The 16,367-nt window shown below is 53.1% G+C and carries 18 protein-coding genes; 8 read left to right on the top strand and 10 right to left on the bottom strand.

Translation table 11 applies throughout. From position 1 onward, the window contains the following. Positions 1 to 8 precede the first annotated feature (8 nt). Positions 9 to 1,073 carry a sugar ABC transporter substrate-binding protein gene (locus tag ACT9TW_RS11135; protein WP_446492397.1) on the top strand — a complete coding sequence of 355 codons (1,065 nt, stop codon included), beginning with the start codon at positions 9 to 11 and terminating at the stop codon, positions 1,071 to 1,073. An 89-nt stretch (positions 1,074 to 1,162) separates the two neighbouring features. Continuing rightward, entirely contained in the window at positions 1,163 to 2,404 is a 1,242-nt protein-coding gene (locus ACT9TW_RS11140; RefSeq protein ID WP_446492398.1) for an LVIVD repeat-containing protein, read from the top strand. 90 nt (positions 2,405 to 2,494) lie between these two features. Here the strand turns inward: ACT9TW_RS11140 and mtnK are convergent, their stop codons facing one another. Further along, on the bottom strand, positions 2,495 to 3,694 hold the full coding sequence (gene mtnK / locus ACT9TW_RS11145) for an S-methyl-5-thioribose kinase (protein WP_446492705.1): 1,200 nt from the start codon (positions 3,692 to 3,694) through the stop codon (positions 2,495 to 2,497). Between the two features lie 105 nt (positions 3,695 to 3,799). Between mtnK and mtnA the strand changes: the two genes are divergently transcribed. Then, positions 3,800 to 4,816 carry an S-methyl-5-thioribose-1-phosphate isomerase gene (gene mtnA, locus ACT9TW_RS11150; RefSeq protein ID WP_315688101.1) on the top strand — a complete coding sequence of 339 codons (1,017 nt, stop codon included), beginning with the start codon at positions 3,800 to 3,802 and terminating at the stop codon, positions 4,814 to 4,816. 43 nt (positions 4,817 to 4,859) lie between these two features. Further along, positions 4,860 to 5,330: an SRPBCC family protein gene (locus ACT9TW_RS11155; RefSeq protein ID WP_446492399.1), complete on the top strand. Its 471-nt coding sequence runs from the start codon at positions 4,860 to 4,862 to the stop codon at positions 5,328 to 5,330. A gap of 59 nt (positions 5,331 to 5,389) precedes the next feature. Here ACT9TW_RS11155 and ACT9TW_RS11160 read toward each other — a convergent pair whose 3' ends face one another. Continuing rightward, positions 5,390 to 5,662, bottom strand: coding sequence for a helix-turn-helix domain-containing protein (locus ACT9TW_RS11160; RefSeq protein WP_446492400.1), 273 nt, complete (start codon positions 5,660 to 5,662; stop codon positions 5,390 to 5,392). 107 nt (positions 5,663 to 5,769) lie between these two features. Between ACT9TW_RS11160 and ACT9TW_RS11165 the strand changes: the two genes are divergently transcribed. After that, on the top strand, positions 5,770 to 5,994 hold the full coding sequence (locus ACT9TW_RS11165) for a helix-turn-helix transcriptional regulator (protein WP_446492401.1): 225 nt from the start codon (positions 5,770 to 5,772) through the stop codon (positions 5,992 to 5,994). Positions 5,995 to 6,586: 592 nt separating this feature from the next. Here the strand turns inward: ACT9TW_RS11165 and ACT9TW_RS11170 are convergent. From ACT9TW_RS11170 to ACT9TW_RS11180, 3 genes are read right to left on the bottom strand one after another with little or no spacing between them, the layout of a single operon-like run. Continuing rightward, a complete protein-coding gene (locus tag ACT9TW_RS11170) occupies positions 6,587 to 7,129 on the bottom strand; it encodes a 1,2-dihydroxy-3-keto-5-methylthiopentene dioxygenase (protein ID WP_182059991.1) in 543 nt (180 codons plus the stop codon). After that, positions 7,126 to 7,815, bottom strand: coding sequence for an acireductone synthase (mtnC, locus tag ACT9TW_RS11175; protein ID WP_014069291.1), 690 nt, complete (start codon positions 7,813 to 7,815; stop codon positions 7,126 to 7,128). The genes ACT9TW_RS11170 and mtnC overlap by 4 nt, the downstream gene beginning before the upstream one ends. Further along, entirely contained in the window at positions 7,812 to 8,426 is a 615-nt protein-coding gene (locus ACT9TW_RS11180) for a methylthioribulose 1-phosphate dehydratase (protein ID WP_446492402.1), read from the bottom strand. Before ACT9TW_RS11180 ends, mtnC begins: the two co-directional genes overlap by 4 nt. A gap of 125 nt (positions 8,427 to 8,551) precedes the next feature. Here ACT9TW_RS11180 and ACT9TW_RS11185 point away from each other — a divergent pair, with 125 nt between their 5' ends. Continuing rightward, on the top strand, positions 8,552 to 9,712 hold the full coding sequence (locus tag ACT9TW_RS11185; protein WP_446492403.1) for a pyridoxal phosphate-dependent aminotransferase: 1,161 nt from the start codon (positions 8,552 to 8,554) through the stop codon (positions 9,710 to 9,712). On the opposite strand, the gene ACT9TW_RS11190 is transcribed toward ACT9TW_RS11185, so the two are convergent. From ACT9TW_RS11190 to citR, 3 genes are all read right to left on the bottom strand, one after another. Then, positions 9,713 to 10,351 carry an IbrB-like domain-containing protein gene (locus ACT9TW_RS11190; protein ID WP_315688104.1) on the bottom strand — a complete coding sequence of 213 codons (639 nt, stop codon included), beginning with the start codon at positions 10,349 to 10,351 and terminating at the stop codon, positions 9,713 to 9,715. Then, entirely contained in the window at positions 10,324 to 11,547 is a 1,224-nt protein-coding gene (locus tag ACT9TW_RS11195) for a phosphoadenosine phosphosulfate reductase (protein ID WP_446492404.1), read from the bottom strand. The genes ACT9TW_RS11190 and ACT9TW_RS11195 overlap by 28 nt, the downstream gene beginning before the upstream one ends. Positions 11,548 to 11,721: 174 nt before the next feature. Continuing rightward, positions 11,722 to 12,621: a DNA-binding transcriptional repressor CitR gene (gene citR / locus ACT9TW_RS11200; protein WP_315688106.1), complete on the bottom strand. Its 900-nt coding sequence runs from the start codon at positions 12,619 to 12,621 to the stop codon at positions 11,722 to 11,724. Positions 12,622 to 13,256: 635 nt separating this feature from the next. Here citR and ahpC point away from each other — a divergent pair. Next, the gene (gene ahpC, locus ACT9TW_RS11205) at positions 13,257 to 13,820 is read left to right on the top strand and encodes an alkyl hydroperoxide reductase subunit C (RefSeq protein WP_062934976.1); all 564 of its coding nucleotides are present in this window, start codon (positions 13,257 to 13,259) and stop codon (positions 13,818 to 13,820) included. A 241-nt stretch (positions 13,821 to 14,061) separates the two neighbouring features. Then, complete coding sequence (ahpF, locus tag ACT9TW_RS11210) at positions 14,062 to 15,627, top strand: alkyl hydroperoxide reductase subunit F (RefSeq protein WP_446492405.1); 1,566 nt, start codon at positions 14,062 to 14,064, stop codon at positions 15,625 to 15,627. Between the two features lie 61 nt (positions 15,628 to 15,688). Here ahpF and uspG read toward each other — a convergent pair whose 3' ends face one another. Together uspG and yldA are read right to left on the bottom strand one after the other, a co-directional pair. Beyond that, positions 15,689 to 16,117 carry a universal stress protein UspG gene (uspG, locus tag ACT9TW_RS11215; protein ID WP_166717371.1) on the bottom strand — a complete coding sequence of 143 codons (429 nt, stop codon included), beginning with the start codon at positions 16,115 to 16,117 and terminating at the stop codon, positions 15,689 to 15,691. A 129-nt stretch (positions 16,118 to 16,246) separates the two neighbouring features. Beyond that, complete coding sequence (gene yldA, locus ACT9TW_RS11220; protein ID WP_446492406.1) at positions 16,247 to 16,336, bottom strand: small membrane protein YldA; 90 nt, start codon at positions 16,334 to 16,336, stop codon at positions 16,247 to 16,249. Between the last annotated feature and the right edge of the window lie 31 nt (positions 16,337 to 16,367).

The following is a 16,367-nucleotide window of genomic DNA, read 5'->3' on the forward strand; positions in this document are numbered from 1 at the left end:
ATAACAGAATGAAAAAAATTGCACTCTCTTTGGTGGCATTAGGGTTATTGACTGCACTGCCAGGCTATGCGGCAACGCTGGCACCAGTTCCGGCAGCCATTGCAAACCACGACGGCCCGATCCGCATTGCCGTGATCCGAAATCTCGGCTCAGACGACAACACCACCCAGTTTGTCGCCGGTGCCATTCAGGAAGGGAAAAAGCTCGGCTTTAAGGTCAGCACCTTTTTAAGTAACGGTGATGACGCCAAATTCCAGGATTTCGTGAACCAGGCAATTAGCCAGAAGTATGACGGGATCATCCTCTCCCAGGGCCGCGATCCGTATTCGACCGCGCTGGTGAAGAAAGCGGTGGATGCCGGGATTAAAGTTTCAGTGTTTGATACCGCCGTTAACGGCGAGATCCCGGGCGTGACCGTTACCCAGCAGGATGACGCTTCTCTGACCAATCTCTCTTTCGGCCAGCTGGCGAAAGATTTCAACGGCAAGGCGAACATCGTCAAGCTGTGGGTAGCAGGCTTCCCGCCGATGGAGCGCCGCCAGGCTGCGTATAAAGAGCTGCAAAAGCAGTATCCGGATATCAAAGAGCTGGAATCCATTGGCGCAGTGTCTTCTGACGTGCAGGGCGACACCGCCAACAAAGTGGGTGCGATTCTGGCGAAATACCCGAAAGGCAAAATCGACGCTATCTGGGGAACCTGGGATGCGTTCAGCCAGGGCGCGTATAAGGCCCTGAAAGAGAATGGCCGCACTGAAATCAAACTCTACAGCATCGATATTTCTAACCAGGATTTGCAACTGATGCGCGAATCCGGCAGTCCGTGGAAAGTGAGCGTGGCCGTCGATCCGAAGCTGATTGGCGCGACGAACGTGCGTCTGGTTGCCAACAAGATTGCCGGTGAAACCACGCCTGCGACCTACGATTTCAAAGCCGCGGCGATCCCGCAGGCGCTGCTGACCGCGCAGCCAGGTGCGGTGAACGTGGCGTCGCTGGGTAAAATCATCCCGGGCTGGGGCCAGACCGAAGATTTTATCGCGCCGTGGTTTGCGACGCTGGAAGCGAAAAATAAATAAACCCCTGCCCGGTGGCGCTGCGCTTACCGGGCCTACGGATTTGTAGGCCGGGTAAGGCGCAGCCGCCACCCGGCAAAAAGGAGCCAGAAGTGACCCAATTACCGCCTCCTGAATACAGCCGCAATATGCGGCTGATTGGCCATAGCGACCAGGGTGGTCGCCCGGATGGCGTACAGCTGATGGTGCATCGCGGTTTTGCGTATATTGGCCATATGGTGTCGCAGGGGTTTTCGATTGTGGACGTGCGCGACCCGAAAAATCCAAAAGCGGCGGGCTACGTGCCTGCGCCACCCGGCACCTGGAATGTGCATCTTCAGGCGCACGACGACCTGCTGCTGGTGATTAACGCCCGGGATCTGTTTGCCGATGCTCGATTTGCGGATGAAAAGGTGTATTACACCCGCCAGGTGGGGGAAACCGTCAGCGACGTGCAGGATAAAGGCTGGAGCGCGGGGCTGCGGGTGTTTGATATCTCCACCCCGGATAAACCACGCGAAATCGGTTTTTTGTCGCTGAACGGCATCGGTATTCACCGTATCTGGTATGTAGGTGGACGCTGGGCGTACGTGTCAGCGCTGATCGACGGTTTTACCGATTACATCTTCCTGACCATCGATCTGACCGATCCGCGTAAGCCCGAGGTGGCGGGGCGCTGGTGGCTGCCGGGGATGCACCAGGCTGAAGGTGAGCAACCTAACTGGCCGGAAGGTAAACGCTATGCGCTGCACCACGCGATTATCGCCGGGGACACTGCCTACGGCAGCTGGCGTGATGGTGGGCTGACATTGCTGGATGTGAAAGACAGAACCCAGCCGAAGCTGATTAGCCATCGTAACTGGAGTCCGCCATTTGGTGGTGGCACGCATACTGCGCTGCCGTTGCCGGATCGCGACCTTCTGGTGGTGCTGGACGAAGCGGTGCTCGATAACCAGCAAGATGGCGAGAAGCTGATCTGGCTGTTTGATATTCGCGAGCCGTCGAACCCGGTGAGTATCTCTACTTTTCCGCAGCCGGATGAGATTGACTACGTGGCAAAAGGGGCGCACTTCGGCCCGCATAACCTGCATGAAAACCGGCCGGGAAGCTTTGTCAGTTCAACGCTGATTTTCGCCACATATCAGAATGCCGGTGTACGTGCGTATGACATTTCTAATCCGTTTCGCCCGGTTGAAACGGGGGCGCTGGTTCCTGCGGCACCGGCGAAGATGATGGATACGCGGCCGCATCGCCCGCAGGTGATCCAGTCGTGCGATGTGTTTGTGGACGCCCAGGGGATTATTTACAGCACGGATTATAATAGTGGGTTATCGGTGATTGAGTATTTGGGATGAGTTTTTGCCGGGTGGCGGCTTCGCCTTACCGGGCCTACATTCGAATCGTAGGCCCGGTAAGCGCAGCGCCACCGGGCACAAAGCCGGCACTCAGCTGTACTGACGCACTCGCGCCACCAGCTCTTCCGCGCTGTCGATGCGGTCGGCAATGACAATCAGCGCTTTACCGAGCGTTAACGCGTGGCGCAAGCACTCGTGGCGCATGGCCTCGTCCTGAATAGTGTCGATATCGGCCACGTGCGAGAGCCCTACGCTGCGGCGAATCAGTTCGGTGCCGCAAAAGCCGATGGCATCTTTCCACACTTTTTTCAGGAACTCAGAGGCATAACCTGGTGCGCTCAGCGCGGCATCGCGCGTTTTCTCATGTGCCAGCGCCTGGAAGCGTTCTGAGAAGGTATTCCACAGCACCTGGATATCGGTCAGGCGTTGTTCGCGGGCGGCGGCGGCGTCACGAATACCCAGATGTCCTGGCAGGCCGCAGAAGTTCAGCAGCAGGTTGCCGATAGCCGTACCCACGTCGAAACCGATCGGGCCGTAATAGCCAAATTCCGCATCGATAGCTTTCAGGCTACCGTCAGCCACGAAGATAGAGCCACTATGGATATCGCCGTGCAGCAAGGCTTCGGCCTGGGAGAAGAAACGGTGCTTGAGTGAGGCCACCGCGACTTTTAACTGAGCGTCATCACGCAGGGCGGCCACGTCGTTTTCCAGTGCGGCAGGGTAGTTGTTACGCTCGTGGATCTGATACGGATCGTTGAAGAACAGATCTTCGGTTATCTCGCACATCTCCGGGTTAATGAACTTCGCCACCTGCGCTTTTTTATCGTGCGGGTGCAGATAAAAGTCACTGGTGTGGAACAGCGTGTGGGCGAGATATTCCCCCAACTGGCGTGCGGCCTGTGGGTAGAAGGTGTTTTTAATCAGCTCGCCGCGCCAGATGTTATGGCTGGAGAGATCTTCCATCACCATTACTGCCAGTTCCGGGTCGAAGTGGTGAATTTTAACGGTGTGCTGCGGGCTGTGCTGGTAATGTTCAACCAGGGTTTGCGCCTCCAGACGGGCGCGGTCAAGCGTTAGCGGCCAGGACTCGCCAACACAGCGGACGTAAGGCAGAGCCTGTTTTACGATGATGCGGCTTACACCTTGCGTATCGTAAATTTTGAAAACCAGATTGAGGTTGCCGTCGCCCACTTCCTGCGCCTGTACCAGTGAGGAGGGATCGTCAAGGCCGCCAAACTGCTTTGCATACTCCACGGCGTCCTGGGCGGTAAAGGTACGGTATTGCGACATTGCCTGATCCTCACTGATTTTGGTAATAAAGACATTTAGACGTCTATACATCTGGATTTCATCCTGACACAATGTGATACATCAACGCAACAGAGAATTAACGACATGCAGACATTACAGACGACCAGCCTGCGGGTGGCGGAAAATCAGCTATTTATTCTCGATCAGCAGGCGCTTCCGCAGGAGAAACGCTGGCTGGATGCTTCCACCACCGAGGCGCTGGTGGGGCATATCCACGCCCTGCGCGTGCGTGGTGCGCCGTTGATTGGGCTTTCTGCAAGCCTGCTGCTGGCCCTGCTGGCTGAAAATGGCAAAAGTCGTGACGAGCTTTCGCAGGCGCTGGAAACGCTGCGCGCCTCCCGCCCGACGGCGGTTAACCTGATGAATAACCTCGACCGTATGAAGCTGGCTCTGTGGCAGGAAGATTTTGTTCCGGCGCTGGTGGCAGAAGCGCTGCGTCTGATTGACGAAGATAAGCAGTTGTGCGACGCCATTGCGAAAGCCGGTAGCGCGCTGGTTAAGCCCGGTAGCCGCCTGCTGACGCACTGCAATACTGGCGGGCTGGCGACTGCGGGTGTGGGTACGGCGCTTGGGGTGATTGCCCGTGCTCATCAGGAAGGCAATGTCAGCAACGTCTGGGTAGACGAAACACGTCCTCTGTTGCAGGGCGGAAGACTGACCGCATGGGAGCTGGGTGAGCTTGGCGTACCCTATCAGCTGATTACCGATTCCATGGCCGCCAGCCTTATGGCAAAAGGGCAGGTGGACGCCGTATGGGTAGGTGCAGACCGCATTGCCGCTAACGGAGACGTGGCGAACAAAATTGGCACTTACTCGCTGGCGGTACTGGCGAAATTCCATGGTATTCCGTTCTACGTTGCCGCCCCGCAAACCACGCTCGACCCGGACTGCCCGAACGGTGACGCTATCCCAATTGAACAACGCGCCGCCAGCGAAGTGACTGGCGTGGCGGGCAGCTTTGGTGCAGTGCAGTGGGCGCCTGAAAATGCGCAGGTTTACAACCCGGCATTTGACGTCACACCGGCGTCGCTTATCAGTGGGTGGGTGCTGGATACCGGCGTAGTGACGCCAGAGGACGTGGCAAAGGGGAAATTTGCCTGAGCCGGACTATCCTTTAAGGGTTTCCCTTAAAGAGGACCGTAACGTGACTCTTGATCCTGATACTGACCTAAAACTGGAACGCGTGGTGGATGCGCCACGCGACCTGCTGTGGCTCTGCTGGACCTCACCGGAACACATCAAAAACTTCTTCATCCCCGTTCCTCATAAAGTAACCGAATGCGACCTCGACCTGCGTGTGGGCGGGCGGTTTAACACCGTTTTTGAGGTGGATGGGCAACGGATGGACAACAAGGGCGTCTTTCTGGAAATCGACCCAGGCAGGAAACTGGTCTTTACCGATGGCTACACCGAAGACTGGAAACCGGCTGAAAAACCCTTTATGACGGCGATCCTGCTGCTGGAAGATGCGGGAGAAGGGAAAACCCGCTATACCGCGATTGCGCGTCATCCAACGGCGGAAATCCGTGAACAGCATGAACAGATGGGCTTCCACGAAGGGTGGGGCATTGTGCTGGATCAGCTTGTGGCGTATGTGAAAGGGCTAAAACTGTAGTGCTCTTAGACCCCCTCTCCCTGAGGGAGAGGGCTGGGGTGAGGGGGGGAATGCAGTGATTATGTTGAAGAAAGATTTCTCTTCTTGGTATTCCTCATCTGACGAAATATTGGCTCTCCCTTTTCATCGAAGTACCTTTCCGGCCATATCATATCCGGTGGAATGTTGAGCGCCTGAGTGATAAGTAATTCTCCTTTCGGCCAGGGACGGGAGAGTGCATTTGCTAGTGTGGATGAGGAAAGCCCAGCCTTACGGGACAATGCTGCGAGGCTTGTCCCATGTTTTTTTAGTGCAGCAATGATATCGGCAGGATGCCAGTTTTGATGGTGCATGTCGTACTCCTTTACTGGTGTTCGTTACGTATCTAATTATCCCATTTTGGGATAAAAACGCAATCAGAGGATATTCGATTTCAGGATATTTTTATGGAATCGGAACAATGGCGTCTGTCTACTCAGATGAATACCAGCGTGTTATCAATGCGTTGAAGAAAGCTCGTAAAGAGAAGGGAATTACTCAGGCACAACTAGCTGAGGCGCTGGGCAAACCGCAGTCGTTTATCGCTAAAGTGGAAAATGGTGAACGCAGGTTAGATGTGGTGGAGTTTGTGCATCTGGCGAGATTGGTTGGGGCGGATGTACAGAGGATTATTAACAGTATTTGATCTGCATCTGGAGGTGGGGAATTAGGTTGTGGTCTGATGCCCTCACCCCAACTCTCTTCCACAGGGCTGAGGGTTCCCCAGTAATGCTTGTCTTTATTCAGCGATGACATTACGCCATTGAAATGCAAGACTTACCGCGGCGCTATGGTCCGGGCGAAAATCGCCGAAGCGTTTCCTGTAGGCCGGGGCGAGGCGCAGGGATGCGCCGAGAGGGCGCGACTTGCATGGATGCTTCATCGCGCCCGACCCGAAAGCCGAAAGGAATAAGCTGAGGACAAAATTGCCAGGAGCAATTTTGGCCAGCGCTTGCGCTGGCCCCGAAGGGGTGAGCCCCAGGGATGGGGCGAACAATTCGCGTAGCGACGATTTTCTTGCCGGGAGCCCGGGTCGCCAGGGTAGCGGCGGTGAGCTACCCTGGCACGTTCACCGGTATTGTGGTGACAGAGTAGCAAGGAACGTAAAGTGAACGGAATGACCACCTGAGCCGTATGTTCCCCCTCACCCCAGCCCTCTCCCCAAAAAGGAGAGGGAGCCGTCCGTGCTCGTATTTTTGTGGGGATCCCTCAACCCACCGGGAGAGGGAGCTTAAGCATTACGCGAGTTTCGGATACCCATCCGCAATCGCATCACCGGTAAACTGTGCCACCCAGCCTTCCGGGTTATCGAAAATACGGATCGCCGTAAAGTTCGGCTCTGAACCCATATCAAACCAGTGCGGCGTGCCTGCCGGTACAGAAATCAGATCGTTTTTCTCGCACAGCACCTGATACACCTCGTTGCCAATATGCAGGCAAAACAGCCCGGCACCTTCCACAAAGAAACGCACTTCGTCTTCACCGTGGGTGTGCTCGTTCAGGAACTTCGCACGCAGCGCCTCTTTTTGCGGGTTATCGGCGCGCAGGCTGATCACATCCCAGCTCTGATAGCCTTTCTCGGCCACCAGTTTGTCGATCGCGTGCTGATAGGCGTTGATCACCGTTTCCGGCGCAGGATCGCGGCCTAAATCACGATCGGCGGCCCAGCGTTCAAAACGGACGCCTTTTGCATTGAGCTGTTGGGCGATCCCGTCGGCATCGGTGCTGTGCCAAAGGTGTTCGCTCGCGTCTTTATCAGAATAAATGGTTAATGCGCTCATGAAGGGATCTGCTCCGGGTTAATCTCGTCAAACTGGTGAACCTGATGGTGGTGGCTTGCGCCATCATCATCGCCACGAATCAGTTGCAGGGTACGAAAACCTGCCTGTTCGGCGGCGTCCAGCTCCTGATGAATATCCGACAGGAACAGGATCTGCGACGGGGCAATGCCCGTTTGCGCCGCAATATTCTGATATGACTGCACTTCTCGCTTGGCACCAATGTGAGTATCAAAATATCCGCTGAACAGATGAGTAATATCACCTTCGTCGCTGTAGCCAAATAACAGTTTCTGCGCGGCTACCGAGCCTGAGGAATAAACATAGAGATCAATGCCTTGCGCTTTCCATTTTTCCAGCGCAGGCAGCACATCCGGATAGAGATGGCCGGTAAAGTCGCCATTCACGTAGCCGTCATGCCAGATGATGCCCTGAAGGGCCTTCAGGGCCGTCGATTTACGGTCTTCATCCATAAACGCAAACAGCGCTTCGGTCAGTTCGCTGGCGCTGGCGTGCGGATTGCTAATTTCATCACGCAGGTTGTCCAGAATGGATTTGACCGGCTCGGCGTACTGCTGAGCGGTCACAAAGGCCGCCAGACGCTCACGCGCATAGGGGAACAAAACATTATGGACAAAACGGATATCGCTGGTAGTCCCTTCAATATCCGTCACAATCGCGCGAATCATACTCTCTCCAGTTGTCGTAAACGCATTTCGCATTCAAATAAGAATTCAAGGCCTTCCAGATGGCGGCGGGCTTCTGCCACGTCACGCCCCCAGCAGGTTAAGCCATGACCGCGCAGAAGAAAACCATAATTAAGCGTACGTTCTTGTGCGTAATGGGCGATTCGCGAGGCGAGGGTGTCAATATCCTGGTCGTTGTCGAAGACCGGGATCACAACCGTATCCAGATGCGTGGTCTGCCCGGAGAGGGATTTTTGCATTTCAAAACCGCTGATGTGCAGCTCTGGCGTTTTTACCAGACGCGACAGTACCGTGGCGTTTACGGTATGGACATGCAGCACGGCGTTGGCCTGCGGGAACAGGCGGTAGATCAGGGTATGCAGCCCGGTTTCTGCCGAAGGTTTACGCCCCGATGGCGCACGGTTCGTGGCGATCTCCACTTGCAGGAAATCATCCGTGGTAAGGCTGCCTTTATCTTTGCCGGATTCACTGAGCCAGCACAGAGCGTCGTCCTGGCGAACGGACATGTTGCCGCCGGTTGCCGGAGCCCAGCCTTTTGCGCCAATCCAGCGGCAGGCGTCAACCAGGTGTGTGAGTTGCAGGTTGTCTGTCATGTTCCTTTTACCCTCTGTCGGCCAGGAATAATTATATGATATAGACGTCTAAGCGTCTTGATTGCCAAAGACTAACATCGTGTTATAGTGGCAGCAACATAAGTATTACAAGCAGGCACGACACAATGAGCAATAACGCATTGATTCCGCAGAGTAAACTCCCCAACCTTGGCACAACAATCTTTACCCAGATGAGCGCACTGGCACAGCAGCACAATGCCATTAACCTGTCGCAGGGGTTCCCGGATTTTGATGGCCCGGCGTATTTGCAGGAGCGGCTGGCGTATCACGTTGCGCAGGGCGCGAACCAGTACGCCCCCATGACGGGCGCACCGGCATTGCGCGAAGCTATTGCGGATAAGACTGCGGAGTTATATGGCTACAAACCTGACGCTGGCAGCGAGATCACGGTAACGGCAGGGGCGACTGAGGCGCTGTATGCCGCCATCACGGCGCTGGTGCGTACGGGCGATGAAGTTATCTGTTTTGACCCAAGCTATGACAGCTACGCCCCGGCGGTTGAGCTATCCGGCGGTGTGGTGAAACGCGTGGCACTACAACCACCGCATTTCCGCCCGGACTGGCAGGCGTTTGCCGGGTTACTGAGTGATAAAACCCGTCTGGTGATCCTCAATACCCCGCACAACCCGTCAGCAACGGTCTGGCAAAAAGCCGATTTTGCTGCACTGTGGCAGGCGATTGCCGAACATGAAATCTACGTGCTGAGTGATGAAGTTTACGAGCACATCTGTTTTGCCAAAGAAGGCCACGCCAGCGTCCTGGCGCATCCTGAACTTCGCCAGCGCGCCATTGCGGTGTCGTCGTTTGGGAAAACCTACCACATGACCGGCTGGAAAGTGGGTTACTGCGTGGCCCCTGCGGCGATAAGCGCAGAGCTACGTAAAGTGCATCAGTATCTGACATTTGCCGTAAACACTCCTGCGCAGCTGGCACTGGCCGATATGTTAAGAGCGGAGCCTGAACACTACCGCGCGCTGCCGGAATTCTACCGGGCGCGTCGTGACCTGTTTGTGGATGCCCTGAGTGCCAGCCGTCTGGAGATTTTGCCGAGCGAAGGGACTTACTTCCTGCTGGTGGATTACAGTGCGATATCCGACCTGGACGACGTGAGTTTTTGTCAGTGGCTGACCAAAGAAGCCGGCGTAGCGGCGATCCCGTTGTCGGTATTTTGCGCCGATCCCTTCCCGCATAAACTGATTCGCCTCTGTTTTGCGAAACAGGAATCGACGCTGCTGGCGGCGGCAGAGCGCCTGAACCGACTCTGATTATTTCACCGTCCAGGCTTCTGAATAACGACGGTCTGCAAACAGTTCCAGCAGGCCGTTAATTTGCCTCAGACGTAACACCTCGTCATCGTCCATTCCCAGTTCTTTGCCGATTTTCGTATCGTCCCAGCCCAGTAATGCCAGCTCGCGCACCAGTTCTGACATGGCGTTAATCTGGTGTCGCCCGCGAGCGCGGTTGTGGCGGACAGTGGCCGCGATCTGGTCAAATTTTTGATGACGCTCTTTACGCAGGCAGGCGATCGGCTGATACCCTTTGAGCTGGCGCTTCATCGCGGCCCTGTTTTTACCGATCTCATGGCGGTGGAAACCGTCCACTATTTCGTAATGCTGCGGTTCATTTTCCGTCACCACGATGGGCTGAGTGAAACCGTCGAGTTCCAGCGATTTGCTGAGCAGGCGCATTTCAGGCGGCGCAACGTTGTTGGGGTTGTAATCATTCGCGGAAATATGCTCTTGCTTGACCCACAATACGCAGTCGATGGGCTGTTCGCGAAAGGGACTGTTGTTATGAATGGCCAGGCGAAATGCATTGATGGCATTGATACGCTCCTCTTCCGGGAGCGATTGCAGGTAGCTTTCCATTTCATTGATCAATCGTTGTTGCATAAGATCCCCCATTTCTGGCGTTTCGATTTCATCCGTTCACTGTAGCGCTGATAATGCTTGGGTTTGTTCGGGCTAAACGAGAGCGCCCGGCACCAGTAGTCGTTATTCAGAAGCACTTTGCAGACACGTCGCCAGGAGGGGATATCTTTTGTGCCGATGTCGCCTTCCTGAGTGTCGGGAATATCAGTCATCCCTCGCTTTTGATACCAGTGCAGATAGATGGCGATTTTATTGCGGTAATGTTCGGCGGTTTTTTGCGGCATACTCTCGAGCAGCAGCATGGCGTAATCTCGCCAACAGAGGTGGTCAGGCTTGAGGATTTTGCGGTGGCCATAAAAGTGGTTATCGTGCCCGGCGTAGATACCACCGCTACGTACACCGCTGACCCGTTCGCACATGGACGCCCAGCGTTCCGGCTCGACAACATGGTAGAGCCACAACCCCTGGCGCTGCTCGGGGCCAAAAGGTTCACAAATGCGCATATTACGCAGCGGAACACCCGCCTGAAACATCAGATTGTAGAGCGGGTTGTAGCAGTTGCCTGTTCTGGCAAGCCATGTCCAGATATCAGCGGTTTTCCAGTCATAGATCGGATAGATATACCAGGCATGACCGCCTGGCGCGGTGGTGGTCCAGGGTTTATCGTCGGCAAAACGCTGTTTATGCGCGTTCGCGATAGTCAGAAAACGGTTGTAGGATTCATCGGCACGAATGCCGACCATAACCGCAGCAGGGCGATTCTGGGCAAACCAGTCGGAAAATTCACGAACGAAGGCTTCAAATGTCATTCCTGACTGGTAAAAATCAAAATAGCCGGGGTCGGTAATCGCCTCTTCCGGGGGCTGGCGCACCCAGGTTACGCCAGACTCCCAGCACTGCCATTCGGGTTGATACTGAGACAGCGCATTTTGTGTGGTGAGTGGCAATGCCACCCACCAGCATTGCTCAATAACATCGGCGTATTGCTGCTTCATGTTATTCACGTGCTGAATGGTGCATGTGAACTGAGCTTCCCAGTCGATAAATAACAGATGAATTTTCTTGCCTTTTTTTCGGGCCAGTTGAGCCGTTAAATGCAGCATGATGGTGGAATCCTTCCCGCCAGAAAACGAAACGCAGACTCTGGGTAAATTATCAAAGACCCATGAAATACGGTCTATAGCGGCCTCAAGGACGTTTTTATCAAGTGGATATTTGTAGATTGACAAAAGCAAGCTCCTCCTGGAAATGAATACCGGATGGGTGTGTCAATACAAGAAGAGAGTAATAGTAGTGAAAAATTAATGCAGGTAAATGAAAAAAAGAATTGTTTTTATAAACTATAAATGAGAGCTATATTTTAACAAAAATGTAATAGCTGTGAGAACCACAGCTATCCTTGTTTATTTCTCGGTGATCTGCTCAATAAATGTAGCGAAAATCGAGCTGTTTAGTGCAGAGCGGTTATAAATCATGAACACTTCCATGACGGGGAGTGTGTAGGGGGCATCGATTTTTTTGAGTCTTAACACTTCCTTGTATTTTTCATACAGAACTTCAGGGATATATCCGATGAGGTGGGAAGCGCTGATCATGGTGAGAATTGTGAAGAGTGAGTCACAGCGAAAACCGATGGTTTTATTTGTATGTATTTGCTCGGCTTTGGACTGATACGTTTTGACGCCAGGTTCATCACTCAAGAATAACGAAAATTTCTCTTTCTGGAGTTCTTCCATCGTGGCGGAATCATGTATGCGCGGATGGTCCAGACTGCAGACCATGATCATGTTGTAGTTAACATACGGAACGCACACCATCGAACGGTTGTTTACCGGTGCCATTGAGAAAATTAAGTCTGCTTTGCGGTAAGCGAGCAGGTCTTCCGATGAGTCTGCTGATAGCAGCATATCATGTAGCTCGATTTCGTAATTATGCTCTCTCATCAATAGTTTCATTGGATTGAGAAGGTTATTTGTGGTCAGGATTTGTGGGCAATAGATGATAAAATTCTTCTTCAGCTCTGAACCATGCATGATGTTAATGGTCTGCTCAAGCTGGTTCAGGTTTTGCTCAAGATGATGATGCAGATTGACCCCCACAGTAGTCGGTGTGATCCCTTTACCGGAACGAATAAACAGAGGGTCGTTGAGCTGATTACGCAGCCGCTGGAGCGACTGACTGACTGCCGAAGGTGTGATAAAGAGTGTTTCAGCCGCCTTGCTGATGCTCAGGTGCTGGTAGATACACTCGAAAATCACCAGCAGGTTAAGGTCGAATTTTTTGAGATCATAAAGATTTGCCATGTTTCATCCTGAGTGAGTTGCATTGTGTTATCACATCACTGATAACTATAGAACGAAGTTAACCATTTACCATCCATGTGATTAATTCGCTTAAATCAATTTGAATGTTTACTTAATATATCATGGTGGCGGATTAATGAAATAGAGCTTCACGTAATATTAAGATAATTTTATCTTTAAAAGGTAAATGGAGCTTTAGTGAATGTGGTTTAATTTATGTGTTGATACTTAATTATCATTCATTTTTATTCTTCGTAGGGTTGTGAAACTATTCCCGATAGCAACAATGTTCGGTAAAACCTATCGCAGCTATAGATATGACTACCTCTCCATTGCATTGCTCTGTGCCTTTGTGGGTGGTGTAATCAGGGCGCTGTTACGGCCTTGATATAAAGGTATGTAGAGCGCAACGCAACGCCAGTGTTTCTGGCACTGAAAGTTCCTGTGGGAAGTTCAGGTAATAGGGCCGCCCACCAGGGCGGCCTTTTTACTTTGGGCTTTTATTCATTCAGTTCACATGGTGGTCTTGTTCGGGTTGTTAGGTATGGCTGATTGATTTGATAAAGCAAACGCATTAGCCCACTCAACGAAAGTTGGTTACCTTACATCTCAACGAAAACACGGAGGAAATACAGATGTCCTTAATTAACACTAAGATTAAACCTTTCAAAAACCAGGCGTTCAAAAACGGTGAGTTCGTAGAAGTGACCGAAAAAGATACCGAAGGCCGCTGGAGCGTCTTCTTCTTCTATCCGGCTGACTTCACCTTCGTATGCCCGACTGAACTGGGCGACGTTGCAGATCACTACGACGAATTGCAGAAACTGGGCGTGGATGTTTACTCCGTATCAACTGATACCCACTTCACCCACAAAGCATGGCATAGCAGCTCTGAAACCATCGCAAAAATCAAATACGCGATGATCGGCGACCCGACTGGCGCCCTGACCCGTAACTTCGACAACATGCGTGAAGATGAAGGCCTGGCCGACCGCGCCACCTTCGTTGTTGACCCGCAGGGTATTATCCAGGCTATCGAAGTTACCGCTGAAGGTATCGGCCGTGATGCATCTGACCTGCTGCGTAAAGTGAAAGCGGCTCAGTACGTTGCTTCTCACCCAGGCGAAGTCTGCCCGGCAAAATGGAAAGAAGGCGAAGCAACGCTGGCTCCATCCTTAGATCTGGTCGGCAAGATCTAAATTTCCGTCGTCTTTCACGCCATAGCTGCGTTGGCGTCGCCTGCTCACCCCGGTCACTTACTTCTGTAAGCTCCCGGGGATTCTCAGGCTAGCCGCCTTGCTCTGACGCGAAATACTTTGGAAATTATTTCAGTCATGGGCGCGCCCGCGCCCATTTCATTCCAGCACCATGATGCAAGTTGCATTCAGGCCGCCTGTATAAGGCAGCTTGCATGATGACGTTTTAAGAGAGGGAAGAACAATGCTCGACACTAATATGAAAACCCAGCTCAAGGCCTACCTTGAGAAACTGACTAAACCTGTTGAGCTGATTGCCACGCTGGACGACAGCGCTAAATCGGCAGAGATCAAGGAACTGCTGGCGGAGATCGCCGAACTGTCAGCGAAAGTGACCTTCAAAGAAGATAACAGCCTGGCAGTGCGTAAACCGTCATTCCTGATAACTAACCTAGGCTCTGACCAGGGGCCGCGCTTTGCCGGTTCCCCACTGGGTCACGAATTTACCTCACTGGTGCTGGCGCTGCTGTGGACCGGTGGCCATCCGTCGAAAGAAGCGCAGGCGCTGCTGGAGCAGATCCGCGATATCGACGGTGATTTCGAGTTTGAAACCTATTACTCGCTCTCCTGCCACAACTGCCCGGACGTGGTGCAGGCGCTGAACCTGATGTCGGTACTGAACCCGCGTATTAAGCACACGGCGATTGACGGCGGTACCTTCCAGAATGAAATCACCGATCGCAATGTGATGGGTGTTCCGGCGGTATATATGAATGGTCAGGAGTTCGGCCAGGGCCGTATGACCCTGACGGAAATCGTTGCCAAAGTGGATACCGGCGCAGAAAAACGTGCGGCAGAAGAGCTGAACAAACGTGATGCTTACGATGTGCTGATTGTTGGCTCCGGCCCGGCGGGTGCGGCAGCGGCGGTATACTCTGCACGTAAAGGCATTCGCACTGGTCTGATGGGCGAACGTTTTGGCGGCCAGGTGCTTGATACCGTGGATATCGAAAACTACATCTCCGTGCCGAAGACCGAAGGCCAGAAACTGGCAGGCGCCCTGAAGGCGCACGTCAGCGATTACGAAGTGGATGTGATCGACAGCCAGAGTGCCAGCAAGCTGGTTCCGGCGGCGGTTGAAGGCGGTTTACACCAGATTGAAACTGCCTCCGGTGCGGTGCTGAAAGCACGCAGTATTATCATTGCCACCGGCGCAAAATGGCGCAACATGAATGTGCCGGGTGAAGATCAGTATCGTACCAAAGGGGTGACGTACTGTCCGCACTGCGATGGCCCACTGTTTAAGGGGAAACGTGTTGCGGTGATTGGCGGCGGTAACTCCGGCGTGGAAGCGGCAATCGACCTGGCTGGCATTGTTGAGCATGTGACGCTGCTGGAGTTTGCGCCAGAGATGAAAGCGGACCAGGTGCTCCAGGATAAAGTGCGTAGCCTGAAAAATGTCGACATCGTGCTGAATGCGCAGACCACAGAAGTGAAGGGCGATGGCAGCAAAGTGACGGGGCTGGAATACCGCGACCGCGTAAGTGGCGATGTGCACAACGTTGCGCTGTCGGGCATCTTTGTGCAGATTGGCCTGTTGCCAAACACCACCTGGCTGGAAGGGGCAATCGAGCGTAACCGCATGGGTGAAATCATCATCGACGCGAAATGCGAAACCAGCGTGAAGGGCGTATTTGCGGCGGGCGACTGCACCACCGTACCGTACAAACAGATTATCATCGCCACCGGCGAAGGCGCTAAAGCCTCCCTGAGCGCATTTGATTATCTGATCCGTACGAAGACAGCATAATAAAAGAAAGTAAGACGACACCTGCAATACTAAAAGGCCACCGAAAAAGGTGGCCTTTTTTTTATCTTACAACCAGCACCGGGATGTGGGTGTGGCGGATCACGCTGGAAGCATTCGAGCCCAGCAGGTGAGTGGTAATTGATGGGTTACGTGAGCCGATGACGACCATATCAGCTTTCAGTTCGTTCGCCAGTTCATTCACGGCATCACGCACATTGCCAAATCTGACATGCGTTTTGATGCGGGCCGGATCGATGCTGAAATGTCCCACCATGGTTTGTAAGCGCGTTTCCGCTTCGTGTTGCAGATGCTCTTCGAAACGCCGTACGTCGGCAGCAAAGCGATGCAGGCTAAGACTGGCGGAACCCGGTAAAACATGCAAAAGATGAATAACTCCGTTCTGCTGCGCAAGGAACTCGGCGTGGCGTACAGCCTTATCGCTTAGCTCCATTTCAAAAACATCAACTGGCATAATGATTCTCTGATACATACCCGTTTCTCCTTGTTTATAAACGCTAAAACTATTAAAGCACAAAATAATTGTGGTTTCTGATAGCTGTCTGGCACTTTTTCATGTCATACATTTTTTACTATTTGAGAGGTTAAGCAGAAGGAGGGGTTACCAGTGACGTTCAAGATAAAGCACGGCCGTGACGATAATCGCCAATAAAAACAGAAAAACCAGTACGATAGCCAGTTCTTCAAGCATGACCGTCCCCGCGGCACCAAAACAGATTAAG

It is taken from the genome of Enterobacter sp. C4G1, from assembly GCF_052886895.1.

Excerpts from the sequence above, each read along its gene's own strand:
- ACT9TW_RS11135 (WP_446492397.1), top strand. The coding sequence starts at position 9 with ATGAAAAAAATTGCACTCTCTTTGGTGGCATTAGGGTTATTGACTGCA.
- mtnK (WP_446492705.1), bottom strand. The coding sequence starts at position 3,694 with ATGTCGCAATACCGTACCTTTACCGCCCAGGACGCCGTGGAGTATGCA.
- mtnA (WP_315688101.1), top strand. The coding sequence starts at position 3,800 with ATGCAGACATTACAGACGACCAGCCTGCGGGTGGCGGAAAATCAGCTA.
- ACT9TW_RS11160 (WP_446492400.1), bottom strand. The coding sequence starts at position 5,662 with ATGCACCATCAAAACTGGCATCCTGCCGATATCATTGCTGCACTAAAA.
- ACT9TW_RS11165 (WP_446492401.1), top strand. The coding sequence starts at position 5,770 with ATGGCGTCTGTCTACTCAGATGAATACCAGCGTGTTATCAATGCGTTG.
- ACT9TW_RS11170 (WP_182059991.1), bottom strand. The coding sequence starts at position 7,129 with ATGAGCGCATTAACCATTTATTCTGATAAAGACGCGAGCGAACACCTT.
- mtnC (WP_014069291.1), bottom strand. The coding sequence starts at position 7,815 with ATGATTCGCGCGATTGTGACGGATATTGAAGGGACTACCAGCGATATC.
- ACT9TW_RS11180 (WP_446492402.1), bottom strand. The coding sequence starts at position 8,426 with ATGACAGACAACCTGCAACTCACACACCTGGTTGACGCCTGCCGCTGG.
- ACT9TW_RS11185 (WP_446492403.1), top strand. The coding sequence starts at position 8,552 with ATGAGCAATAACGCATTGATTCCGCAGAGTAAACTCCCCAACCTTGGC.
- ACT9TW_RS11190 (WP_315688104.1), bottom strand. The coding sequence starts at position 10,351 with ATGGGGGATCTTATGCAACAACGATTGATCAATGAAATGGAAAGCTAC.
- citR (WP_315688106.1), bottom strand. The coding sequence starts at position 12,621 with ATGGCAAATCTTTATGATCTCAAAAAATTCGACCTTAACCTGCTGGTG.
- ahpC (WP_062934976.1), top strand. The coding sequence starts at position 13,257 with ATGTCCTTAATTAACACTAAGATTAAACCTTTCAAAAACCAGGCGTTC.
- ahpF (WP_446492405.1), top strand. The coding sequence starts at position 14,062 with ATGCTCGACACTAATATGAAAACCCAGCTCAAGGCCTACCTTGAGAAA.
- uspG (WP_166717371.1), bottom strand. The coding sequence starts at position 16,117 with ATGTATCAGAGAATCATTATGCCAGTTGATGTTTTTGAAATGGAGCTA.
- yldA (WP_446492406.1), bottom strand. The coding sequence starts at position 16,336 with ATGCTTGAAGAACTGGCTATCGTACTGGTTTTTCTGTTTTTATTGGCG.